The sequence below is a fragment of the Tomitella biformata AHU 1821 genome (assembly GCF_000524475.1).
Classification (GTDB): Bacteria; Actinomycetota; Actinomycetes; order Mycobacteriales; family Mycobacteriaceae; genus Tomitella; species Tomitella biformata.
This window is the reverse complement of the sequence record NZ_BAVQ01000084.1, coordinates 38,424-62,189: the sequence shown is the minus strand read 5'-3', so window position 1 is coordinate 62,189 and position 23,766 is coordinate 38,424. Positions and strand designations below refer to the sequence as shown.

General features: G+C 68.1%; 20 protein-coding genes and 1 pseudogene. 11 read left to right on the top strand and 10 right to left on the bottom strand.

All coding sequences use genetic code 11. The features are described 5' to 3' along the window. Window positions 1-7: 7 nt before the first annotated feature. Complete coding sequence (locus TBIF_RS21610; protein ID WP_024796824.1) at window positions 8-2,518, top strand: DEAD/DEAH box helicase; 2,511 nt, start codon at window positions 8-10, stop codon at window positions 2,516-2,518. A 113-nt stretch (window positions 2,519-2,631) separates the two neighbouring features. Here the strand turns inward: TBIF_RS21610 and TBIF_RS21605 are convergent, their stop codons facing one another. Beyond that, complete coding sequence (locus TBIF_RS21605) at window positions 2,632-3,042, bottom strand: DUF5997 family protein (RefSeq protein ID WP_024796823.1); 411 nt, start codon at window positions 3,040-3,042, stop codon at window positions 2,632-2,634. A gap of 64 nt (window positions 3,043-3,106) precedes the next feature. Between TBIF_RS21605 and TBIF_RS21600 the strand changes: the two genes are divergently transcribed. Next, window positions 3,107-3,922 carry a LysR family substrate-binding domain-containing protein gene (locus TBIF_RS21600; RefSeq protein WP_024796822.1) on the top strand — a complete coding sequence of 272 codons (816 nt, stop codon included), beginning with the start codon at window positions 3,107-3,109 and terminating at the stop codon, window positions 3,920-3,922. 3 nt (window positions 3,923-3,925) lie between these two features. On the opposite strand, the gene TBIF_RS21595 is transcribed toward TBIF_RS21600, so the two are convergent. Then, the gene (locus tag TBIF_RS21595; protein ID WP_024796821.1) at window positions 3,926-4,843 is read right to left on the bottom strand and encodes a hydrogen peroxide-inducible genes activator; all 918 of its coding nucleotides are present in this window, start codon (window positions 4,841-4,843) and stop codon (window positions 3,926-3,928) included. Window positions 4,844-5,072: 229 nt separating this feature from the next. On the opposite strand from TBIF_RS21595, the gene TBIF_RS21590 reads away from it, so the two are divergent. Together TBIF_RS21590 and ahpD are read left to right on the top strand one after the other, a co-directional pair. Continuing rightward, entirely contained in the window at window positions 5,073-5,660 is a 588-nt protein-coding gene (locus tag TBIF_RS21590) for a peroxiredoxin (protein ID WP_024796820.1), read from the top strand. Between the two features lie 2 nt (window positions 5,661-5,662). Next, window positions 5,663-6,202 (top strand): alkylhydroperoxidase, AhpD family, encoded by a 540-nt coding sequence (gene ahpD, locus TBIF_RS21585; protein WP_024796819.1) that lies wholly within the window; start codon window positions 5,663-5,665, stop codon window positions 6,200-6,202. Between the two features lie 82 nt (window positions 6,203-6,284). Here ahpD and TBIF_RS21580 read toward each other — a convergent pair whose 3' ends face one another. Then, window positions 6,285-6,941, bottom strand: coding sequence for a hypothetical protein (locus tag TBIF_RS21580; protein ID WP_024796818.1), 657 nt, complete (start codon window positions 6,939-6,941; stop codon window positions 6,285-6,287). A 17-nt stretch (window positions 6,942-6,958) separates the two neighbouring features. Between TBIF_RS21580 and TBIF_RS21575 the strand changes: the two genes are divergently transcribed. Next, window positions 6,959-7,225 (top strand): hypothetical protein, encoded by a 267-nt coding sequence (locus TBIF_RS21575; RefSeq protein WP_024796817.1) that lies wholly within the window; start codon window positions 6,959-6,961, stop codon window positions 7,223-7,225. 34 nt (window positions 7,226-7,259) lie between these two features. On the opposite strand, the gene TBIF_RS26025 is transcribed toward TBIF_RS21575, so the two are convergent. The 4 genes and pseudogenes from TBIF_RS26025 to TBIF_RS21555 form a co-directional block, all read right to left on the bottom strand. Beyond that, on the bottom strand, window positions 7,260-7,631 hold the full coding sequence (locus TBIF_RS26025; RefSeq protein ID WP_024796816.1) for a hypothetical protein: 372 nt from the start codon (window positions 7,629-7,631) through the stop codon (window positions 7,260-7,262). Window positions 7,632-7,644: 13 nt separating this feature from the next. Then, the gene (locus TBIF_RS26380; protein ID WP_024796815.1) at window positions 7,645-8,676 is read right to left on the bottom strand and encodes an ATP-binding protein; all 1,032 of its coding nucleotides are present in this window, start codon (window positions 8,674-8,676) and stop codon (window positions 7,645-7,647) included. A 55-nt stretch (window positions 8,677-8,731) separates the two neighbouring features. Then, window positions 8,732-9,190: pseudogene (locus TBIF_RS26375) on the bottom strand (serine/threonine-protein kinase); the annotation flags it as partial. A 129-nt stretch (window positions 9,191-9,319) separates the two neighbouring features. Next, entirely contained in the window at window positions 9,320-9,991 is a 672-nt protein-coding gene (locus tag TBIF_RS21555) for a Pr6Pr family membrane protein (RefSeq protein ID WP_024796813.1), read from the bottom strand. Between the two features lie 99 nt (window positions 9,992-10,090). Between TBIF_RS21555 and hrpA the strand changes: the two genes are divergently transcribed. Both hrpA and TBIF_RS21545 read left to right on the top strand, forming a co-directional pair. Then, window positions 10,091-14,110 (top strand): ATP-dependent RNA helicase HrpA, encoded by a 4,020-nt coding sequence (gene hrpA, locus TBIF_RS21550; RefSeq protein ID WP_024796812.1) that lies wholly within the window; start codon window positions 10,091-10,093, stop codon window positions 14,108-14,110. Between the two features lie 75 nt (window positions 14,111-14,185). Further along, window positions 14,186-15,805, top strand: coding sequence for an ABC-F family ATP-binding cassette domain-containing protein (locus TBIF_RS21545; RefSeq protein WP_024796811.1), 1,620 nt, complete (start codon window positions 14,186-14,188; stop codon window positions 15,803-15,805). 39 nt (window positions 15,806-15,844) lie between these two features. On the opposite strand, the gene nrdR is transcribed toward TBIF_RS21545, so the two are convergent. Both nrdR and TBIF_RS25815 read right to left on the bottom strand, forming a co-directional pair. Further along, entirely contained in the window at window positions 15,845-16,330 is a 486-nt protein-coding gene (nrdR, locus tag TBIF_RS21540; RefSeq protein WP_024796810.1) for a transcriptional regulator NrdR, read from the bottom strand. A gap of 142 nt (window positions 16,331-16,472) precedes the next feature. After that, window positions 16,473-16,751 (bottom strand): LysM peptidoglycan-binding domain-containing protein, encoded by a 279-nt coding sequence (locus TBIF_RS25815; protein WP_158506382.1) that lies wholly within the window; start codon window positions 16,749-16,751, stop codon window positions 16,473-16,475. Between the two features lie 606 nt (window positions 16,752-17,357). Between TBIF_RS25815 and lexA the strand changes: the two genes are divergently transcribed. Further along, window positions 17,358-18,077 carry a transcriptional repressor LexA gene (gene lexA, locus TBIF_RS21530; RefSeq protein WP_024796808.1) on the top strand — a complete coding sequence of 240 codons (720 nt, stop codon included), beginning with the start codon at window positions 17,358-17,360 and terminating at the stop codon, window positions 18,075-18,077. 27 nt (window positions 18,078-18,104) lie between these two features. Here the strand turns inward: lexA and TBIF_RS21525 are convergent, their stop codons facing one another. Then, window positions 18,105-19,790, bottom strand: a complete 1,686-nt coding sequence (locus TBIF_RS21525; RefSeq protein ID WP_084611841.1) for a phosphoenolpyruvate--protein phosphotransferase — start codon at window positions 19,788-19,790, stop codon at window positions 18,105-18,107. Window positions 19,791-19,990: 200 nt separating this feature from the next. On the opposite strand from TBIF_RS21525, the gene TBIF_RS21520 reads away from it, so the two are divergent. From TBIF_RS21520 to TBIF_RS21510, 3 genes are read left to right on the top strand one after another with little or no spacing between them, the layout of a single operon-like run. Beyond that, complete coding sequence (locus TBIF_RS21520) at window positions 19,991-20,758, top strand: DeoR/GlpR family DNA-binding transcription regulator (RefSeq protein WP_024796806.1); 768 nt, start codon at window positions 19,991-19,993, stop codon at window positions 20,756-20,758. Beyond that, window positions 20,755-21,750 (top strand): 1-phosphofructokinase family hexose kinase, encoded by a 996-nt coding sequence (locus TBIF_RS21515; RefSeq protein WP_024796805.1) that lies wholly within the window; start codon window positions 20,755-20,757, stop codon window positions 21,748-21,750. Before TBIF_RS21520 ends, TBIF_RS21515 begins: the two co-directional genes overlap by 4 nt. Further along, window positions 21,747-23,759, top strand: coding sequence for a PTS fructose transporter subunit IIABC (locus TBIF_RS21510; RefSeq protein WP_024796804.1), 2,013 nt, complete (start codon window positions 21,747-21,749; stop codon window positions 23,757-23,759). Before TBIF_RS21515 ends, TBIF_RS21510 begins: the two co-directional genes overlap by 4 nt. Window positions 23,760-23,766 lie beyond the last annotated feature (7 nt).

The window sequence follows — 23,766 nt, the reverse complement described above, 5'->3', positions numbered from 1 at the left end:
TGGCCTGGTGCTTCTCACCGAGTTAGTCCCCGCCGATCCGCTCGATGAGGACTTGCTCTACGAGCGCTTTCTCGAGTGGACCGAGTCCCGTGGCCTGTCGCTGTACCCGGCGCAGGACGAGGCGGTGTTGGAGATCGTCGCCGGCTCCAACGTCATCCTCGCCACCCCCACCGGCTCGGGGAAGTCCATGGTGGCGATCGGCGCGCACTTCGTGGCCATGGCGCAGGGCAAGCGCTCGTTCTACACGGCGCCGATCAAGGCGCTGGTATCCGAGAAGTTCTTCGCGCTGTGCGAGATCTTCGGCGCCGACAACGTGGGCATGATGACCGGCGACGCGGCTGTGAACCCGACCGCGCCCATCGTGTGCGCCACTGCGGAGATCGTCGCGAACCTCGCGCTACGGGGCGGTGCGGACTCCGACATCGGCCAGGTCGTGATGGACGAGTTCCACTACTACGCGGAGCCCGAGCGCGGCTGGGCGTGGCAGGTGCCGCTGATCGAGCTGCCCCACACCCAGTTCCTATTGATGTCCGCGACCCTGGGCGACGTCGACTTCCTCGTCAAGGACCTGACCCGGCGCACCGGCCGCACTACCGCCCATGTGGGCTCGGACGCTGAACGCCCGGTGCCGCTCACCTACGAGTACGTGCTCACGCCGATCCAGGAGACCATCCAGGACCTGGCCACGACGAATCAGTGCCCTGCCTACGTGGTGCACTTCACGCAGGCCTCGGCGCTCGAGCGCGCGCAATCGCTGACCAGCATCAACATGTGCTCCAAGGCCGAGAAAGCCGCCATCGCGGACGCGCTCGGCAACTTCCGCTTCACCACCGGCTTCGGCCGCACGCTCTCGCGCCTGATCCGCCACGGCATTGGCGTGCACCACGCGGGCATGCTGCCGAAGTACCGTCGCCTCGTCGAGCGCCTCGCGCAGGAGGGCCTGCTGAAGGTCATCTGCGGCACCGACACTTTGGGCGTCGGCATCAACGTGCCCATCCGGACCGTGCTGTTCACGGGACTGACCAAGTACGACGGCGTCCGCACCCGCGTACTGCGCGCCCGTGAGTTCCACCAGATCGCGGGCCGCGCCGGCCGCGCGGGGTTCGACACCCTCGGCACCGTCGTCGTCCAGGCCCCGGAGCACGACGTGGAGAACGCCCGCCTGCTCGCCAAAGCCGGCGATGATCCCAAGAAACGCCGCAAGGTGCACCGCAAGAAGCCCCCTGAGGGTTTCGTGTCCTGGAGCGAGGCGACGTTCGACCGGCTCATCGTGGCCCCGCCCGAGCCAATGGTCTCGCGCTTCTCCGTGACGAACTCGATGCTGCTCAACGTTATTGAACGCCCCGGCAACTGCTTCTATGCGATGCGCCACCTCCTCGAGGACAACCACGAGACGCGCCCGCAGCAGCGCAAGCACATCCTGCGGGCGATCTCGCTGTACCGCAGCCTGCTCGACGCCGGCGTCGTCGAGCAGTTCGACGAGCCTGATGAAGACGGGCGGAGGGCTCGATTGACCGTCGACCTGCAAGCCAACTTCGCGCTAAACCAGCCGCTCTCGCCGTTCGCACTCGCCGCATTCGACCTCTTCGACGTCGACTCCCCCACCTACGCTCTGGATATCGTCTCCGTCGTCGAGTCCACCCTCGACGACCCACGGCAAATCCTCATGGCCCAGCAGCATGCGGCCCGCGGTGTGGCGATCAACGAGATGAAGTCCGAGGGCATCGAGTACGACGAGCGGATGGAGCTGATCGAGGAGATCACCTGGCCCAAGCCCCTCGCGGAGGTGCTGGTGCCCGCCTACGAGACCTACCGCCAATCCCACCCCTGGCTCAGCGAGTTCGGGCTCTCCCCGAAGACCATCGTGCGGGACATGGTCGAGCAGGCCATGACGTTCACAGACCTGATCTCACGGTATGGCCTGACCCGCTCTGAGGGCACCGTGCTGCGTTACCTCGCGGACGCGTATCGCACACTGCGCCAAACGGTTCCGGTCGACGTGGGCACGGACGAGCTGGACGACCTCACCGAGTGGCTCGGCGAGCTCATCCGCCAGGTCGACTCGAGCCTGCTCGACGAGTGGGAGCAGCTGCTCAACCCCGACGACCTCGACGGGCCGGCTCAGGTCTCTTTTGCGACGGAGACCACCCGGTCCATCACGACTAATCCCCGCGCCTTCCAGGTGATGCTGCGCAACGCGATGTTCCGCCGCGTGCACCTGGTCGCCGAGCGCCGCTGGGCCGAGCTCGAGGCCCTCGACGAGGGGATGTCCGCCAGCGACTGGGCGGAGGACATGCTGCCGTATTTCGAGGAGTACGGCCCCATCCCGCTCGGCCCCGACGCGCGCGGCCCGCACATGTTCAAGTCCGAGCTGGTCGACGGAGTGTGGGAACTGCGCCAGACGTTGCCCGACCCCGACGGCGACCACGGCTGGGCCTTCGAGGCCTCGCTGGACCTTGAGGCATCCGACGCGATCGGCGAAGTCGTCCTGGCTGATATCGAGGTCATCGAGGGCTAGGCGGTCGAGGGCTGAGCCATGGGCTGCGGTCCGGCAGCCCGCTCAGATCTCTGCACGCACGAAAAGGCCCGGCACACGATGGAGAATGTGCCGGGCCTCTCGCGTCAATTCGATCAGCCCTCGCTGGGTGCCTCGGCTTCCGTCGTCTGGCGGTCCGTCGCCTCGGACTTGAGGCGACGGGCCTCGGACCGGACGCCGGCCTGCACGTCCCGCTCATGGCGCAGCCAATCCGGCCTGTTCTCCATAAGCTCGTCGATCTCGCTGGTGGTCAGCGCCTCATCCAGGCCGGAGCGCGCCAGCCCCGAGATGGACACCCCCAACTTCTCGGCGACGATCTGGCGCGGGTGGGGGCCGGTGGCCCGCAGCTCCGTGAGCCAGACCGGCGGATCCTGCAGCAGCGCGGCCAATGATTCGCGGGTAACGGGCTCGGTGCGGAACGACTCCGGCGCTGCGGGCAGGTAAATGCCGAGCTTCTTCGCCGCAGTGGCGGGCTTCAAAATCTGGGTTTTCTTGCTCGACGTCATGACAAGAGCCTAACGGCCTCCAGCGTTGTCCTGCCAACACCCCGGCAGCCGGTACGCTGGCCCCGTGCCCGAACAGCCGGAAGTCCCGCAATTTCGCCTCGCCTACGTTCCCGGCGTCATGCCCGCCAAGTGGGTGCGCACGTGGTCCGAGCGTATACCCGGGGTGCCGATCGAGCTGGTGAGTCTGGCCACTGCGGCCGCGGTGGCCGCTACTCGAGGCAAGGAGGTCGACGCGGGCCTGGTCCGGCTGCCGATCGACCGCGACGAGCTGCACGCGATCCCGCTGTACATTGAGACGACCGTTGTGGTGATGCCCACGGACCATGTGTTGAGCGTCAGCGAGGAGCTCACGTTCGCGGATCTGGAGGGCGAGGTCGTCTTGCACCCGCAGGATGATCCGCTGCGCTGGGGTGAGGACCATTCGGAATCCCTGCCGGGGACACCCGCGCTGGAGCGACCCGCCACCACGCAGGACGCATTTGATCTGGTGCTCGCGGGCATCGGGGTCGTGATCGTCCCGCAGTCGTTGGCCCGTCTGCACCACCACAAGGACCTCACCTTCCGCCCATTGGCGGAGGCGCCCACCTCGCAGGTGGCGCTGGTCTGGCGCGAGGACTCCGAATCGAACCTGATGGAAGATCTGATCGGCATCGTCCGCGGCCGCACGGCCAACAGCTCACGGGGCAAGCCGGAGACGCCCAAGGAGAGGCCCACCGCCAAGGCGAAGGCGAAGGCGCGCGCGCAGTCCGCCCCGCCGGCCGGTCGCGGCAAGCAGGGTGGGGGCTCCGGCAAGGCGAATCAGCGTGGCCCGGCCAAGGGTGGACGCCCCAATGGCGGAAAGGGCGGCGGCAAAAGTGGTGGGAAGGGCCGTGGCCGCTAACCGTCAGCTCTCGACCGGGGCCTGATCGCGCAGCAGTTCTGCCAACAGCGTGAAGTCGTCCTCGCGGCCGCTGGAGGTTCGGTAGACGAGACCGATCACACGGCCCGGCGCTGGCTTTGCGAAGCGTGCCGTGGACAGCGCCCCGCTGCTGGTCTCCACGGCCACCGCAGACTCCGGCACCAGCGTGGCGCCCAATCCCCCGGCGACACACTGCACGACGGTGGCCAGCGAGGTCGCCCGGGTGTCGCCCAGCAGCGGCGATGCGTTCACGAGCCGGCACAAATCGAGGGTCTGGTCGCGCAGGCAATGGCCCTCGTCGAGCAGCAGGAGCGGGAGCTCGTGCAACACCTGCGCAGACAGTTCGTCCTGGCCGGCCAGCGGATGCTCGGCGGGCAGCACAAGCACGAATTCCTCGTCGTATAGCGGGATCTCGGCCATCCCTACGGCGTCGGCGGGCAGCGCCATCACCGCCACATCGAGTAGTCCCGCCCGCAGCGCCTCCAGCAGGCGCACCGTCTGGTCCTCGACCAGGTGCGGCAACAGATCAGGGAACCGCTCCCGGATCGCAGGCAGCGCCTTCGGCAGGACATACGGCGCGACCGTGGGGATCATCCCGATCCGCAGGGCGCCGACCATCCCGCTGCCGGCGCCGGTCGCCGCGGCGACGAAGCGGTCCGCCGCCTCGAGCGTGAGCAGCGCCTTCTGCATCAGCGACTGGCCCGCGGGGGTCACCAGGACGCGCCGTGTGCTGCGCTCGATCAACTGCACGCCCAGGCCAGCCTCCAGGGCGGCGAGGGACTGGGACAGGGTCGGCTGGCTCACGCCCATGTGATTGGCCGCGGTGCCGAAGTGCCGGTACTCCGCGACGGCCACAAAGGCGCGCAGCTGCGCGAGGGTGGGCCGATAGTTATTATCAGTCATTCCTATTAGTCTACAGGAACTAAGAGCTTTACCTTTTGAAACTTTTAGGGCATAGTGGTTGACGGAGCACGAGAGAGAGTCGATGCAGCAGTCGCCGTGGCCGGCAGTGGACAACCGTCCGATCACAGGTTGCGACCCATCTTCTCTGACGCCTCACGCTCATGAATTTCGCAAACTGCACTGCCGAACGCGCCATCAGGCGTGTCCACACAACAAAGGAGAACCAACCATGACCCTCCTCACCATTGGCGACCAGTTCCCCGCCTACAACATGACCGCCCTCATCGGCGGCGACCTCTCCGAGGTCGACGCCCAGCAGCCCGATGACTACTTCACCACCATCACCAGCGACGACTACGCTGGCAAGTGGCGCGTCGTGTTCTTCTGGCCGAAGGACTTCACCTTCGTGTGCCCCACCGAGATCGCCGCGTTCGGCAAGCTGAACGAGGAGTTCGCGGACCGCGACGCGCAGGTCCTGGGCGCCTCGGTCGACAACGAGTTCGTGCACTTCCAGTGGCGTGCGCAGCACGAGGAGCTCAAGACCCTCCCCTTCCCGATGCTCTCGGACCTCAAGCGCGAGCTGGCCACGGCCACCGGCGTGCTCAACGCCGACGGTGTCGCGGACCGCGCGACGTTCATCATCGACCCGAACAACGAGGTCCAGTTCGTGTCCGTCACCGCCGGCTCCGTGGGCCGCAACGTCGATGAGGTCCTCCGGGTCCTCGACGCGCTGCAGTCCGACGAGCTGTGCGCCTGCAACTGGAAGAAGGGCGACCCGACGATCAACGCCGGCGAGCTCCTCACCGCGGCGGTCTAAACATGAGCATCGAGAACCTGAAGAATTCTGTTCCCGAGTTCGCCAAGGACCTCAAGCTCAACCTGAGCACGCTCTCCCGGACCACCGAGCTCAACGAGCAGCAGCTGTGGGGCACGCTCCTCGCCTCCGCCGCCGCCACGAAGTCGGCCACCGTGCTGCGTGAGATCGCCGAGGAGGCCGCCGACACCCTGTCGGCCGAGGCCTACAACGCCGCGCTCGGCGCGGCCGCGATCATGGGCATGAACAATGTGTCCTACCGCGCGAAGAGCTACCTCGGCGACGAGTACACCCCGGTGCGCATGGGGCTGCGGATGAACATCATCGGCAACCCTGGCGTCGAGAAGGCGGACTTCGAGCTGTGGAGCCTGGCCGTGTCGACCATCAACGGTTGCCACGACTGCACCGCCGCGCACGACGCCGTCGTCCGCAAGGAGGGGCTCACCAAGGAGCAGGTGTGGGAGGCCGTCAAGGTCGCCGCCACCGTCCAGGGTGTGGCCCAGGCAATCTTCGCCGCCGAGACGCTGGCTGGCGCCAACGTCTAAGGCCGCGAGCCTGAAAACAATGCCGTGTGCGGGCACCGATTCGGTGCCCGCACACGGCATTTCGCCGTTCTGAGGGCGGCAGCTACTCCCCCAGCCGCACCGCGATCTCCGCGCCCAGCTCCACGCCATCTGCCAGCGGCAGCCGATCGCCACTCCAAAAGCGGCCTGGGTCATACCAATTGGGTTTGCGGGCGCCGTCGATCAGCCCCATCGACTCATACGTGACGCCGACGACCTCCGCGCAGTACGCGCTCTCGATGCCCGGCGCCGCCCGGTCCCCACCTCCTCGGCGCAGCCGCGGAACACGGCCGCCAAACCAGCGCGCCGTGAGCTTGGCCGTCGACGGGAACGGCGTGCCGTCGAGGCGGGCGATAGTGCGCAGCACCGCGTCCTCTTGCTCCGGGGTCACCGGCTCCGCCAGTTGCCGCAGCCACGCCCGCTGGCCATATTTGGCGCCCCACACCAGCACCGCGTCGCGCAGATCATGCAGCTGCACGCCGCGTTGGAAGCGCCCAGTCCACATGTCCTGCAGGGAATGCCCCAGCTCGGCATGCCACATCAGCGGCGGCAAGTCCTCGAGGACCACCGCCATGCCGACGTGGTTGACCGGGCTGTTGGTGAGGGTCTGGATCGCGCGATCTGGCCCGGACTGTCCGCGGAAGATCCAGATGTCGCCGGTTCGGGTGGTCTCGACGGCGCGGGCCAAGGTGATCTCAGACTCATGCGTGCGTGGACTCATCCGTCTACCCTAGAGCGATGCCCATCAACGCGAGCACCGTCTGGAAGCTTCTCGGCCTCGCCGGCGTCGTCGGCGTCGCGGCCACCGGCGCCGTCGCCGTGCGGGCGGAGCGCCAGCGCCGCGCGTACACCCCAGACGAGGTCCGCGACCGCCTGCATGAGCGCCATGCGCGGGCCGCGGCGGCCTCGGACCGGACAGTGGTGCCGCTCCAGCCGGAGCCGCGCACTGCCCGTGAGCGGGTAGGCCGCCAGCTACGGCGTCGGGTCCGGTCCCCACGCCGCTGAGGCCGGCTGCTCGTCGCGCTAGCGGCCGCGGCGCTTACTTCTCCGCCGAAGAGTCCGTGCCCAGTGCGAAGGCGACCGCTTCCTGAAGGTCGAGGTGATTTCCCTTTCGCAGAAGAGTCTCGAACTCTCTGTCTCCCAGCGCCTTCCGGGTCAACTGTTTGCATTTGTCGTGGTACTTCTGCAGATTGTGGAACAGGACCGACGAGGAGCTGCCCACTGCGCGTCCCAGCCCTTCGGCGGCGCCAGCCAACACCGCCGCACGGCTCATGCGGTTATCAGTGGCGGCTATCCACGCCAGGGCCTCCAGGCAAACAGAGGCAGCCAGCGGTTCATCCGCGATCCAGGTCAGTTGCAACCCCTGCTCGAGCAGCTGTCCGGCCTTGCTGGTGTTTCCCTGAACCAGCAAGGCCGGACAGACCTCACAGCGAATACGACCGGAAGACAGACTCGCCCCGCGATTCGGTCAGCGCGAGGACACGCTCGTGGCAGTCCATCGCTCGCGAGCTGTCGCCCTGCAACTCGTAAGCCAATCCGAGCATGACGAGGATCCAGGTCTGCTCGGTCAGATCATCGCAGGCCTCGAACGCGGAGAACGCGTGCTCGAGTTCGACCACAGCGACGGGCAGGTCGCCGCTGCAGAGTGCCAGCAGGCCCGCAGCATGAGCGATGCGCGCAGACACCACGGGATCGCCCCCGCCCCCGCCAATCTCGCGCGCCTCGTCCACTAATTCTCGTCCGCGCGCCAGGTCACCCTGAATTTCCGCGAGCACGCTGTCCGCGTACAGAGCTTTGACCCGATCCGCCAGCGGCTGGTCGCCGCGGCGCCGCAATGCGCGATCAAGCCGGTACCGGCCCTCGTTGAGCAAGCCGCGGGACAGCCAGAACGGAAATTGCGTGGACGCGATGCGCAGCGCCTGTCCAGATGCGTCATCGGGCGCGTCATCGGGCGCGTCGCGCAGGTTTGGTTGTTCGCGTGTCAAGCGCGCTGTCCACTCCAGCTGCCGCGCACTGATCCAGTCCGATTCCGCGTGCGCCACCAGTCGTTCGAACCAATCCGCATGACGTCGACGGAGACCGCGGTAGTTCTCGGAACGCTGCGCCTTCTCCTTGCCATAGTCCCGGATGGTCTCCAGCAGGCGAAATCGCACGACCCCCGCGTATTCGTCCCGGATCAGGATGGATTTGTCGACCAGGGATGTCAGCAGGTCCAGCACGTTGTGTGTCCCGGGCACCTCGCAGATGTCCTCCGCCGCGTCGAGCTCGAAACTGCCCGCGAAGACACACAGCTGGTGCCACATGAGCTTTTTCTGGTCGGTGCACAAGTCGTAGCTCCAGTCGATGCACAGGCGCAGAGTCTGCTGGCGTGACGGGGCTTCCCGGCTTCCCGTCGTCAGCAGCAGGTACCGATCGGCGAGCCTTTGCCGGATCTGTTCCGCGCTCAGCACGCGCATCCGGGCGGCGGCCAACTCGATTGCGAGGGGTAGCCCGTCGAGCTGGCGGCAGATACCCCGGTTTGACGTCGCGGTGCAGGATGACCATTCGGTGGGCAGTCTCCAGCGCGCCCGCCATCTTCACACCAAGCCGGAGGGTCTGCTCCACCGAGAGCGGTCCGCGCGTGCGGATCCAGGCGTCGAGCGAGTCCTGCGGGTGGTATCCCATCACGATGTAGGGACGGCCGCCGACGGTCTCCCCCACTTGGAAGATGTGGACTATATTCGGGTGCCCGGTGAGCCTGCCCATGGCGCGCTGTTCCCGAAAGAACCGGGCGCTGTTCTCCGGGTCCATATCGGCGGTGAGGACCTTCACCGCCACGGCGCGGTCCAATGCGGGCTGCCTGCAGCGATACACGACGCCGAACCCACCACGCCCAATCTCCTGCGGATCCTCGAAACCGGCCGCCTCGAGCTCCAACCGGACATCTTCGCCCACGTCACGCTGTGTCTGGAACGGGTCGACGTCAACCATGGGACAGCGGCAAACTAGTCGGGGGGTCGGCCATTCCACCCGACCCCAGGGACACGGACGAATCAACATGCCTCACTCCTAGCATGCCACCTCAGGATATCGCGGCCGATCACCGGAGCGCTCGGAAAGTTATCCACCCAGGAGCCGCGACGGCGCGGGACGGCCATAGCGCCACCGCGCCGCGATCCGCCCGGCCACGTTCACGGCCAGCGACATGAACACCATCGCGATAAGCAACACCACTAGCCCAATCGCCAGCTGCAGATAGCCGTCCTCCCGCGGATCGAGGAACGGGTATGGGTACCAATCCACGATGGGGCCGCGGACCAGCGTGTACGCGCCGTACAGCAGCGGGAACGCGAGGAAGGCCAGGCTCGATTTGTCGTCGATGGGCCGTCGGGGAGGTGCGATGAGCCAGTCCGCTAGGAGCACCAGCGGCAGGATTCGGTGCAGCAGCGCGTTGATCCACTCATCCTGGAGCATCACATCGACGTTGGCGAGCAGCACCGCGTAGATGATCCCGGTGATCACCATGTAGACCGTCGTCGCGCCTCGCAGCAGCTGCCAGGCCGTGGATCGGGGGTCCGCCAGCGCCCCGCCCGCCAGCACGATCACAGCCAGCACGTTGCTTAGTATCGTGAAGTAGCTGAAGTAGTTAGCCGTCGAGAACGCGTCCACGTCAAGGTTGCGCACGGGGATCCACGCGAGCGCCAGGATACCGAGCGCCGCGAACGCCAGCCGCAAGGCTCGGAGGACTATTCCCGCCCCGGGCGGCGCCGCGGGCTCCGTGATCTGGGTCATCGCAATATCGTCACACAGCACCGCTGGCGGTATCGGGAAAACAGGCAAGGGTTCGCAGATGTGCGGTCCGGGCCCGCCGTTGGATACCCTGGGGGAAGCATGTCGACCTCACCCTCCGCCGCCGCGGACTCCTCCGCCGCCCAGTCTCGCCCCCGGAACCAGTCCGGTCCCCGGCGCAGCGACCTCGCCCGGTCGCTCTCGGACCTGACCCTGCGCGACGAGTCCCGGCTGGGCCGACGCCTGGACAAGGCCCGCACGCCGGACGCGCTGACCGCGATCGCCGCCGAGATCGAGCGCGCGCAGTCGGCCGTGCAGGTCCGCCGCGCGAGCGTCCCACCGATCACCTACCCGGAATCGCTGCCCGTCACGGCGCGGCGCGAGGACATCGCCGCCGCGATCGACAAGCACCAGGTCGTGATCGTGGCCGGCGAGACCGGCTCCGGCAAGACCACCCAGATCCCCAAGATCTGCCTCGAGTTGGGCCGGGGCGTGCGCGGGCTGATCGGGCACACCCAGCCCCGCCGCCTCGCCGCCCGCACGGTCGCGGAGCGCATCGCCGAGGAGCTGGACCGCCCCCTGGGCGAGACCATCGGCTACACGGTGCGGTTCACGGACCACGTCTCGGACAAAACTCTCGTCAAGGTCATGACCGACGGCATCCTCCTCAACGAGATCCAGCGCGACCGCATGCTGTGGCGCTACGACACGCTGATCATCGACGAGGCCCACGAGCGCAGCCTGAACATCGACTTCATCCTGGGCTACCTCAAGCAGCTGCTGCCGCGCCGGCCGGACCTGAAGGTCATCATCACCTCCGCCACCATCGACCCGCAGCGCTTCGCTGAGCACTTCGGTGTCAACGGCGTCCCCGCACCGATCATCGAGGTCTCCGGCCGCACCTTCCCCGTCGAGATGCGGTACCGCCCGCTCACGGTCCAGCAGGGCGAGCAGACAATCGACCGCGACCCACTGGACGCCATCTGCGAGGCGGCCACGGAGCTGCTCAAGGCGGGCGACGGGGACATCCTGGTGTTTCTATCCGGCGAGCGCGAGATCCGCGACGCGGCAGACGCCTTGCGGGAGCGCAACTTCCGCAACACGGAGATCCTCTCGCTGTATGCCCGGCTCTCCGCCGCCGATCAGCACAAGGTCTTCCGCGGCCACGCCGGGCGGCGGATCGTGCTGTCCACCAACGTCGCGGAGACCTCGCTCACGGTCCCCGGCATCCGGTACGTGATCGACACCGGCCTCGCCCGCATCTCCCGGTACTCCGTGCGCACCAAGGTCCAGCGCCTGCCTATCGAGGACATCTCGCAGGCCTCCGCCAACCAGCGCTCCGGCCGGTGCGGCCGCGTCGCCGACGGCATCTGCATCCGCCTGTACTCCGAGGAGGACTACGACTCCAGGCCGGCGTTCACCGAGCCGGAGATCCTGCGCACCAACTTGGCGTCGGTCATCCTGCAGATGACCGCCCTGGGCCTGGGCGATATCGCCGCGTTCCCTTTTGTGGAGCCGCCGGACTCGCGCGCGGTGCGCGACGGCGTCAGCCTGCTCCAGGAGCTCGGGGCGATCGTGGCCGCCACGAAGCCCGGCGAGGTCAACACCCTCACCGACAACGGCAAAGCGCTCGCCCGGCTGCCCGTCGATCCACGCATGGGCCGGATGCTGCTCGAGGCGCACCGCCAGGGCTGCCTGCGGGAGATGCTCGTGATCGTCTCCGCCGTGTCCATGCAGGATGTCCGCGAGCGGCCCGCCGAGCACCAGCAGGCCGCGGACCAGCAGCATGCGCGATTCAATGTCGCGGGCTCGGACTTCCTGGCCTATCTGCGGCTGTGGGAGTACCTCGGCGAGCAGCGGCATGCCTTGTCCTCGAGCCAGTTCCGCAAGATGTGTCGGACCGAGTTTCTGCACTGGATGCGCATCCGCGAGTGGCAGGACCTGCATGGGCAGCTCAAGCAGATCACCCGCGAGCTCAACTGGGACCGCAACACCGTGGACGCCTCCGAGGACGCGATCCACCAGTCCCTGCTGTCCGGGCTGCTCTCCCACATCGGCCTGCGCGAGGGTGACAAAAAGGACTTCCTGGGAGCGCGCGGGGCCCGCTTCGCTGTCTTCCCCGGATCCTCGCTGTTCAAGAAGCCCCCGCGCTGGATCATGGCTGGCGAGCTGGTGGAGACCTCGCGCCTGTGGGCGCGGTCCGTCGCCCAGATCCAGCCGGAGTGGGCCGAGACGTTGGCGCCGCATCTGGTCAAGAGCTCCTACTCCGAGCCTCACTGGTCCAGCAAGCGCGCCGCCGCCATGGCCTACGAGAAGGTCACCCTCTACGGGGTTCCGCTCGTCGCCAGGAGACTGGTCCCGTATGGCCAGATCGACCAGGAGGCGTCCCGCGACCTGTTCATCCGGCATGCGCTGGTGCAGGGCGAGTGGCAGACCAATCACGATTTCTTCCACCACAATCGAGCCTTGCTCGAGTCCATGGAGGAACTCGAGCATCGGGCGCGCCGCCGCGACATCGTGGTCGAGGACGACGACCTATTCGATTTCTATGACAAGCGTGTCGGGGAGTCCGTCGTCTCCGCCCGCCACTTCGACTCGTGGTGGAAGAAGGCGCGCAAGGCCGACCCAGATCTGCTGAGCTTCCAGCAGCAGACCGTCACCAACGATGACGCCAACCGGGTCAACTCCGCCGACTACCCCGACGCCTGGCAGCAGGGCCAGCTCCGCTTCCCGCTGACCTATCATTTCGAGCCCGGCCACCCGGATGACGGAGTGACCGCGCGGATCCCGATCGAGCTCCTAGCCCAGATCCAACCTGTCGGCTTCGACTGGCTGGTCCCGGGGCTGCGTCTCGACCTCGCCACGGCCATGATCAAATCGCTCCCGAAGCCCGCCCGCCGGACCGTCGTGCCCGCACCCGACTTCGCGGCCGCCGCGATGGCCTCGATCAAGCCGCGCACCGAGCCGCTCAACACGGCGCTGGCGCGCGAGCTGTCGCGCCTGGGCAACTGCGCCATCTCGCCGCGGGAATTTGTCCCCGACGCCTTACCGCCGCACCTGCGCATGGGGTTCATCGCGACCGGAGCGGACGGCCACGAGCTGGGACGCTCAAAAGACCTTGCAGCCCTCAAGCACTCGCTGGCGAAGCAGATTCGCGCCGCCAGCGCGGCCCAGGGCCTGGACGCCGCCCGACCCGCCACCCTCGAGTGGACCTCGGAGACGCTGGGCGCAATCCCGGACCAGGTGACGCGGACCGTGGGCGGCCAGAAAGTTATCGGCTACCCCACGCTCGCCGTGGAACCGCAGAAGGCGTCTGCGTCCGGCAAGGCCAGCAAGGCCGGGGCCGCACCCGCTGCCCCAATCGCCGCCGCCGTGGGCGTCCGAGTGGTCGCCACCCAGGCGGAGCAGCGGCAACTCATGCGCGCCGGGACCCGCCAACTTCTGCTCAACGCCCTGCCGGGGCCACCCAAGATGCTGATCTCTGATTTCGACAACCGCTACCGGCTGTTGCTGAGCCAGTACCCGTTTGGCGGCCTGTCGGGGCTGCTCGCAGAGGCCCACGAGTGCGCGATCGACGAGCTGATGGGCATGGGCCCCGCGGTACGGGACGCCGCGGCATTCGAGGCCCTGCGCAAGTCGGTCGCCGCGGACCTCTATCCCCGCACCTCTGCCATTCTGCGCTCGGCAGCGCAGGTGGTCGAGCAGTGGGCACAGGTCCAGCGTCTGCTCCCCGCCGCGGATCCCGCCACCGCCGACGACGTCCGCGACCAGGTGGCGGACCTGGTCCACCAGGGATTCCTACTGGAGACCGGTGCCGCGCGCGTGGCGCATCTTCCCCGATACCTCGCAGCCGCGGCCCAACGATTGGAGGCGGCGCCGAAGGGCCTGGCACCCGCGGCGATGGCCCGCGAGAATTCAGGGATGCACACGTTGAACCGGGTCTACGGCGCCCTGCAGCACTACCTCGACACGTGTCCGCCGGCCAAGGCGAGCAGTCCGCAGGTGCTGGACGTCTACTGGCTGATCGAGGAACTGCGGGTGGGGCTGTTCGCCCAGCGGTTGGGCACGGCGCAACCGGTGAGCGAGAAGCGGATCATCAAGGCGATCGCCGCACTCGGATGATCTAAGCCTGTGGATGCCCCCACTGCGGCACACGACCTCGGCGACGCCGGGTGAACCAACACCCAGGAGTCCACCATGTCTGTACCAGCATTGCTCGCTCACGGTCTCGTCCGCACATTCGGGGCCAGACGAGTGCTCGACGGCGTCTCCCTCACCGCGGCGCCCGGCCACCGGATCGGCCTCATTGGCGAGAATGGCGTCGGTAAATCCACCTTGCTGAGGCTGCTCGCGGGCACGGACGAGCCCGACGCGGGCAGTGTGGAACGACCGAGCGGCCTCGGGTTCCTGCCACAGGAGATTTCCTTCGACCACGCCACCACCATCGGTGATGTCCTCGACGACGCGCTCCGGGACGCACGCGAGGTCCTTGCCGAACTCGACAGGCTCGCACAGGAACTCGGGGATGCTCCCGAGGATCCCCAAGTGCTCGGCGCATACGCGGAACGCCTCGAGCACGCGCAGCGACACGAGGTATGGGATGCGGACCGGCGGGCCGAGATAGTATTCACCGGGCTCGGTCTCGCAAACATTCCGCATCATCGCAATCTCACGTCAATATCTGGTGGGCAACGCAGCCGGCTGGCTCTGGCGGCGTTGTTGGTGCGGCGGCCGTCGACCCTGCTGCTCGACGAGCCGACCAATCATCTCGATGACGAGGCGGCGACATTCCTGTCCGAGCAGTTGCGCAGCCTCCCGGGTGTCGTCGTCGTGGCCAGCCACGACCGCGCCTTCCTCGACGCCGTCTGCACGGACCTGATCGATCTCGATCCGGCGGTGGACGGCCCCACCCGTTATGGCGGCAATTACACCGCCTACCTGGCGCACAAGACCTCTGAGCGGGCCCGCTGGCAGCGCCGTTTCATCGACGAGCAGGAGAAGTTGGAGTTGGCGCGCCACGCCGCGGCGGTGACCGCCTACGAGGTGGCGCCGAACAACATCAAACAGGACAACGAGAAAATGGGATACGGCCATGCCGGCGGCCGCGTGCAGACCCAGATCGCGCGCCGCGTGCGCAATGCCACCCGCCGGCTTGAGAAACTCGAACGCGACCAGGTCGCTGAGCCTCCCCAGCCCCTGCGGTTCAGCCCTGGCGCGTTCACCACCGGCCCGCCGGGCGAGCCAGTCGTGACCATGCGGGGCGTTCGGGTCCGGGGCCGGATGACGATGGACAGTCTCGACATCGGACCCACCGAACGACTTCTCGTCACGGGGACGAACGGCGCGGGCAAGTCCACTCTGCTCGCGGTGCTCGCCGGCGCGCTCAGTCACACGGGCACGATGGTGCGCCGTCCGGGGCTGACGACCGGCCTGTTGGCCCAGGACACCGCCTTTGATCGGAGTGACCGCACCGCACGCGAGATCTACGACCTGGCCCTCGGCACGGAACTCGCCGAATCCGTGCCCCTGCAGTCCCTCGGCCTGCTCTCGACCTGGGATCAAGACCGGGCGGTCGGCGAGTTGTCCGTCGGTCAGCGCCGTCGGCTGGAGTTGGCGCTGCTGATGGCCCAGCCACCCGAACTACTGCTTCTCGACGAGCCCACCAATCACCTCTCGCCGCGGCTGTGCGACGAGCTGGAAGAGGCACTGGGCACCGGCCCGGGGGCGATCGTGGTGGCAAGTCACGATCGGTGGCTGCGATCACGCTGGCAGGGCCGGGAGCTCCGTCTAGACGCGTCGACGGACTCAGCCGGGTAGGCCCCCGCAGTCATGTCGGGGGCAGCTGGCCGCGATTGTTCAGCTCGACGCGGAAACGGCCCCGTCGGCGGCCTTGGCGTTCTGGTACTCGCGCAAGTCGTGGATCTCGCTCTCGAAGTCGGCGGCAGAGCTGTAAGCCCGGTAGACGGACGCGAATCGGAGATAGGCGACCTCGTCAAGGTCACGCAACGGCCCCAGAATCGCGAGGCCGACGTCTTGGCTCGCGATCTCCGCCGAACCGGTCGCGCGTACCGCCTCTTCCACCCTCTGGGCCAGCACGTTCAGTGCATCGTCATCGACATGACGGCCTCGGCAGGCGCTTCGCACGCCCCGGATCACCTTGGACCGGCTGAAGGGCTCCTTGACACCGCTCCGCTTGACCACGGACAGCACTGCGGTCTCGACGGTGGTGAACCGTCGACCGCATTCCGGGCAGGATCGCCTGCGCCGGATCGCCTGCCCCTCCTCCGCCTCCCGCGAATCAACCACACGGGAATCAGGGTGGCGGCAGAACGGACAGTGCATAGCGACTCCTTCGTCGTAGCAGTCCGCATGCGCTAGGGGGTGGCACATCAACTGCTAGTCACAATCTTCTATAAAGAGTACAAGATGTTGTGATCGGACGACTACTCGCTCGGAGCGTCAAACTATGGGGCAACACTGGGAGTCATCGACCTGCGGTGACGGGAACCCGCAGGCTCTGACCGACGCGCACGTCGATGCCAGCAATGTTGTTCAGGGCACGAATCTGCCCCACGGCCTCGCCCACCGCAAGGCCTGGCGCGTTCTGGGCGGCGATGCTTCCCAGGGTGTCACCGGGCTCGACCTGCACGACCGCGATCGTCGTCGACGTGTCGATCACGCCCATGCCGCGCACTGCGACGGCCGCGCCGCCGACCAGGAGCAGCACCGCAATTGCGATGGCCACCACCCAGGTGTTCGACACCGCCGGAGCGGGGGGCGGTTGATGGCCGGCCCTGGAAACTCGAGCCGCAGTGCCGGTATAGCCCCCTCCGACGCCTACCGGCCGCCGCCATTCGACCGTCCGCGCCTCGTGCAGACTGTTGCGGCGAGACTGGTCGATGGATCGCTGGCGATCAACACCCTGCCCGGTCGCCGTTCGGACGTCGCCTCCCTGGCCTGCGGCGACGCGACGTATATTGCCGTTTCGCGAGATAGTGCTAGTACTCATGCTGGTCTCGACTTTCCTGTGTGGGATCGAATGTCCGGCCCGGCTGGCAGGCCAGCCACTCGACCAGCCATTCGATGAACGCCTGTTCGAAAGTTCTACCACACGCCTCTGACAAAGTCTGTAGCTCACGCGACATACGTCGAACAGATGTTTGGCCAACTGGGGTTTTAGCGCTACATTTAGGGCAACGGATTTTCGAGCAGCATCCGCGGCGTTCGATTCACTCCGGGCTCGCCCACCCTGCTGGGTTGTCCCAGAGTCGCCACGGCGGCCCGGCCCGATGGTCCGCATGCTCCACCGGAATGTGTCACCCCATAACGAGTCCCTCAGCGGGGGCTCCAGAGCCAGGAGGCCCACCCCATGTCATCGGCAGCGAAGCAGAACTCCGGCCATGCGAAAACTGAGGGCCGCCAGTCCATCGAGTCGCTCACCGCACGCCAGCGCAGCGTCCTCGAGGTAATTCAGCAGTCCATCGCCTCCCGCGGCTACCCGCCGAGCATTCGGGAGATCGGCGATGCTGTCGGCCTGGCGTCTACATCCTCTGTAGCCCATCAGCTGCAGTCGCTCGAGAAGAAGGGGTTCCTCCGGCGGGACCCGAATCGCCCACGCGCAGTGGATGTCCGCGGACTAGAGCCCATGCCCGGCACCGGCGCCTCCGTGGTCTCAGACCACCCGGGCGAGGTTGAGGAGGAGGAGTCGATGCCGACCCCGGCCTACGTTCCCGTCGTGGGGCGCATCGCCGCCGGCGGTCCGATCTTGGCCGAGCAGAACATCGACGAGATCTTCCCCCTGCCCCGCGAGCTGGTGGGCACGGGCTCGCTGTTCCTGCTCAAAGTCATCGGCGAGTCGATGGTCGACGCGGCGATCTGCGACGGCGACTGGGTTGTCGTGCGCCAGCAGAACGTGGCCGAGAACGGCGATATTGTGGCGGCGATGCTCGACGGCGAGGCCACCGTCAAGACCTTCAAGCGGGAGAAGGGCGAGGTATGGCTGCTGCCGCACAACCCCGTCTTCTCCCCCATTCCAGGCAACGAGGCGACAATCCTCGGCAAGGTCGTCACCGTGATGCGCAAGGTCTGACCCGGCAGGAACTCTCGTGTGGCCGCGCTAGGGGCGCAGGATGCCCAGCGCGGCCGCCCGGGCGGCGGCGGGAGATTCCGTGTCCAGTGCCGCCCGCGCGGCCGCCTGGCACTGGGCCAAGGTTACGGCGGCGAGTGCGGCGCCGACCGGTCTGATCGCCGTCGGGGCGGACGACAACGACGTCACACCCATCCCCACCAGAACACCGGCCAACAGTGGGTCAGCAGCTGCCTCCCCGCACACTCCCACCGGCTTGCCCGCCCGGCCGCCCGCCTCCGCGACCGCGGAGATTAGCGCCAGTACCGCCGGCTGCCACGGATCCGTCAGACTCGCCAACTCAGCGGACATCCGATCCGCGGCCATGGCGTATTGCGCCAGGTCATTCGTGCCGATCGAGACGAAGTCGACCTCCGCCAGGACCTTGTCCGCCAGCAACGCCACTGCCGGCACCTCCACCATGACACCTGCCACCAGGCCGCGTCCGCGCACCTGAGCCGCGAACTCCCGGGCCTCCGCGATGGTGGCGATCATCGGTGCCATCACCCACGGCGCGACGCTCGCGCCCTTAGCCGCCTCCACGATCGCGTCGAGCTGGCGCTCCAAGATGTGTGGCTCGGCAATGGCGATCCGCACCCCTCGAACGCCCAGAGCCGGATTCGCCTCGTCGGGGTGGGTGACGAACCGCAGCGGCTTGTCGGAACCGGCATCCAGGGTTCTGATCACCACCTTGAGACCGTCAAAAGCATGCAGCACCTGACCGTAGATCTCGGCCTGCTCGGCGATGGAGGGCTCGGCTTCCCGGTCAAGGAACGCGAGTTCCGTACGCAGCAACCCCACCCCCTCGGCCGGACTGCTCGTCGATGCCTGCGCCGACGGCCCGTCCTGGACATTGGCCAGCAACTGCACCGGATGCCCATCTGAGGTCCGGCCGGGACCCGTCCAGCCCTCCGCGGCGCGACGGTCTACCTCGGAGGCGGCCACCCGTACCCGCGCGACCTCTGGATCCGGGCCGTCGACGACCTCGCCCGTGTCCCCATCGATCAGCAGCCAGCTGCCCGCGACCACCCCGCCGAGCCCGGGCACCGCCACCACACAGGGAATACCGAGCTGTCGGGCGATGATCGCCGTGTGGCTCGTTGGTCCCCCGCGCTCGGTCGCGAGCCCGATGATCATTCCGGGCGGCAGGCCGGCAGTGTCTGCCGGTGCGAGATCATCCGCGACCAGCACTGAGGGCACCTCGGGCAGCGGCATCCCCGGCTCCGCCTCGCCGAGCAGCTCCGCGAGGACTCGATCCCGCACGTCCAGCAGGTCGGTCACCCGCTCGGCCATCATCCCGCCGAGCTTCTCGAACATGGCGGTGAACTGCGCCGTCGCCGCGACGACGGCATGCGTCGCCGGCATACCGCCTGCGATGCGGGCGGCGGCGGCACCGGCCCAGCCCCGATCCTCCGCCATCGCCGCGTTGGCGGAGAGGACCTCCGCCGCCACCCCGCTGGACCGGCTGGCGCGCTGGCGCAGCCGTTCCGCCACCGCGTTCGCGGCCAGCAGGAACCGCTCGGACTCCGGAGCCCGGTCAACTTCGGCCAGGTCCCCCTCGGCGCCGAGTTCTAGATTCGCCTTGGCTGGCCGGACTGCGGGCGCGTAGACCACGCCGGGCACCACAGGAGTCCCCTGCATTCGTACCGGAACAACTGCCCCTGCGGTGTCCACCATGCTCAGCACTCCTTCTTCTCGCCGTTGGGCGAATCCGTCCCTAGTTGTGACTCAGATTACGGGGATCCATTGACATGTCAACACATCTACGGGTAAAACAATACAAACACATACAAAGTACTGCCCTAACGCAACGAAACACAGAATACCTGCCCGTGCGGGCGCACCAGATCACACGACATGAATGGACGGCCACAGGAATGTACGCGGAGGAACGCCAACAGGCGATCGCGACGTTGATCGGCCGTCGGGTCCGGGTGTCTGTAGCCGAGTTGTCGGTGCTCTACGGCGTCACCACCGAGACCGTCCGGCGTGACCTCGCGGTGCTCGACCGCGCCGGGCTCATCCACCGAGTCCATGGCGGCGCGATGCCGGTAACCCTGCTCCCGGCCCCAGAGCAGGGGCTCGCCGACCGGGAGAAGTCGATGTCCGGCGCAAAGAACTCGATTGCCAAAGCCGCGCTGACTTACCTGCCACCCGTCGGCGGGTCCATCCTCATCGACGCCGGCACCACCACTGCCCGCATGGCCTCGCTGATCCCGCCGGACAGGCGCTTGACCATGATCACCAATAGCGTGCCGATCGCGGCGCGCCTCGCCGCTGCCCCCGAGGCCAATCTCCACCTGCTGGGCGGCCGGATCCGTGGGCTCACCCAGGCCGCGGTGGGGCCGGACGCGCTGAGCGCCGTCGAGCCACTTCTGGTGGACGTCGCGTTCATCGGCACCAACGCCCTGAGCTCAGGCCATGGGCTGTCCACCCCCGACCCCGAGGAGGCCGCCATCAAACGCGCGATGGTCAAACACGCCAACCATGTTGTGGTGCTGGCGGATTCATCCAAGATCGGCCGGGACAACCTGGTCCGTTTCGCCGCGTTGTCCGATATCGACGTGCTGGTGACGGACTCCGGCATCGACCCCGCCGAGGCCGCGGAACTGCTTGAGCGCGGAGTGGAGGTGATCCGGGCATGATCATCACCTTGACCGCCAACCCCAGCCTTGATCGCACCATCACTCTGCCCGGTCCCCTGCAGCGCGGCGGCGTTCTGCGATCCACCGGCACCCGGGTCGATCCTGGCGGCAAGGGCGTCAACGTCGCCCGAGTCGCCCATGCCGCGGGAGCGGCCGTGACGGCGATCCTCCCCGCTGACGCCGGCGACCCACTGCTGGCCGCGCTCGCCCGCACCGGCACGCCGTCCCGCCCCGTCGAGCGCGGCGCGCCCGCCCGCACCAATCTGACGCTCGCCGAGCCCGACGGCACCACCACCAAGATCAACGACGCCGGCTCCGCGGTCTCCGACCAGGTGCTGGCCAGGCTCTTGGCCGAGGTCATCGCAGCGGCCGCAGGCGCGGACTGGGTCGTCATGTCCGGATCGCTGCCCCCGGGCACCGACGACTCCTGGTACGCGGCGGCGGTGCTCGCCCTGCGGGCGCTGCCCTGCAAGATCGCCGTCGACACCTCGGACGGCCCTCTGTTGGGCCTCGCAGCAGGCTTCGGCCGCGCCGCACCGCACCTGATCAAGCCGAATGCCGAGGAGTTGGCCCAGCTCACGGGGCTGGACCCCGAAGGCTTGGAGGCCGCGGCCGCCCGCGGCGACCTCGGGCCCGTCGTCGAGGCCGGATTGCTCTTGCGCGGCCGCGGCGTCGAGCGTGCGCTGATCACCCTCGGTGGGGCCGGGGCGCTGTTGGTCGCGCCGGAGGGCGCCTACTGGGGCAAGGCCCCGCCCGTCGCTGTGCGCAGCACTGTCGGTGCCGGCGACTCCAGCCTGGCTGGCTACCTGCTGGCGGAGGTCCAGGGTTTGGCGCCCGCCGAATGCCTGCGCACCGCCATCGCGTACGGAACCGCCGCCGTCACCCTGCCCGGCACGGAACTGCCGACACCCCAACAAGTCACACCCCTCCGCGAGGCCACCACGGTGACCGCGCTCGATATCCGCCACGTGGAAACGAGGAACAGGCCATGACCGAAACACCGTCGGGCGCAGAGCCCGCCATCATCTCGCCTGAACTGGTGTCGCTCGACATCTCCCTGGGCGAGACACCCGCCGAGGTCATCCGGGCGCTCGCCGCCCGGCTCGCCGAGCACGGCCGCGCCGACGACGCGGACCAGCTCGCCGCCGCCGCACTGGAGCGCGAGGCCAAGTCCGCAACGGGCCTGCCGGGCGGCATCGCGATCCCGCACTGCCGCTCCCGCGCCGTGCGGACCGCCTCCCTCGGCTTCGCGCGCCTGCGCCCCGCCGTGGACTTCGGCGCCCCCGACGCCCCCGCGGACATCGTCTTCCTCATCGCAGCCCCCGAGAGCGGCGGCGCCGAGCACATGAAGCTGCTCTCGAGCCTGGCCCGCGCCCTGGTGCGGCCCGCCTTCGTCGCCTCGCTGCGGGAGGCCACATCGGCCCAGGAGATCGTCGCGCTGGTCACCGAGGTGCTCAACCCGGCCCCCGCGGCCGCCGCCACGGCAGCGCCCGTAGCCCCGCCGACGCCAGAGGCCACCCGCCCCCGCGTTGTCGCGATCACCGCCTGCCCAACTGGCATCGCGCACACCTACATGGCCGCGGACGCGTTGACCGCCGCCGCGGAGCGCGCGGACATCGATCTGCACGTGGAGACGCAGGGCTCCAGCGGCACCACCGCGCTCAGCAAGGAGGTCATCGCGGGCGCGGACGCCGTGATTTTCGCCACCGACGTCGGCGTCAAGGGCCGGGAGCGGTTCGCCGGCAAGCCCGTCATCGCGTCGGGGGTCAAGCGCGCCATCAACGAGCCCGACAAGATGCTGGCCGAGGCCGTCGCCGCGGCTTCCAATCCCCATGCCGCGACCGTCCATGGCGGTGGCGGTGCCCAGCCTGACCAGGAGGAGTCCGGCCAACTAGGCCTGGGCAGCAAGATCAAGCAGGTCCTGCTCACTGGCGTGAGCTACATGATCCCGTTCGTCGCGGCCGGCGGCCTGCTGATCGCGCTCGGCTTCCTCATTGGCGGCTACCAGATCTCAGAGCACGCCCAGGACATCGTCCTGAACAACTCGCTCGCGAACATGCCCGACGGCGGGCTGCGGATCTACTTGGGCTCGGTCCTGTTCACTCTCGGCAGCGTCGCCTTCGGTTTCCTGGTGCCCGCGCTGGCCGGCTATATCGCGTTCGGCATCGCGGACCGCCCTGGTATCGCGCCCGGCTTCACCGTCGGCGCAATCGCCGTGCTCACCGGCGCCGGGTTCATCGGCGGCCTGGTCGGCGGACTCGTCGCCGGCCTGGTCGCGCTGTGGATCAGCAGGTGGCCGGTGCCGGACTTCGTCCGCGGGCTCATGCCGGTGGCGATCATCCCGTTGCTGGCCACGATCGTCTCCGGCGGACTGATGCTGCTGGTCCTCGGCCGTCCCCTGGCCGCCGCGACCTCCGGCATGGAGAATTTCCTCAACGGGCTCACCGGCACGTCCGCCGCGTTGCTCGGCATCCTCCTCGGCCTCATGATGTGCTTCGACCTCGGCGGCCCGGTCAACAAGGCGGCGTATGCGTTCGCCGTCGCCGGGCTCAGCGTCACCGACATCGGCTCGCTGAAGATCATGGCGGCCGTCATGGCCGCGGGCATGGTCCCGCCGCTGGCCATGGCCCTCGCGTCGGCAGTGCGGCCCAAGCTGTTCAGCCCCGCGGAGCGCGAGAACGGCAAGGCGGCATGGCTGCTCGGCGCGTCGTTCATCTCCGAGGGCGCCATCCCGTTCGCCGCCGCCGACCCGCTGCGCGTGATCCCATCGATGATGTTCGGCGGCGCCATCACCGGCGCGCTGACGATGATGCTGGGCGTCACGTTGAAAGCCCCGCACGGCGGGATCTTCGTGCTCTTCGCCGTGGGCAACATCCTGGGCTTCGTCATCGCCCTCGCCGCCGGCACCATCGCCAGCGCGGCCGCGGTGATCGCCGCGAAGCAGTTCATCCACAAGCAGTCGCACGACGCCCCCGCGGACTCCGCCGCGCTCGCCGCCTAAATCTGTT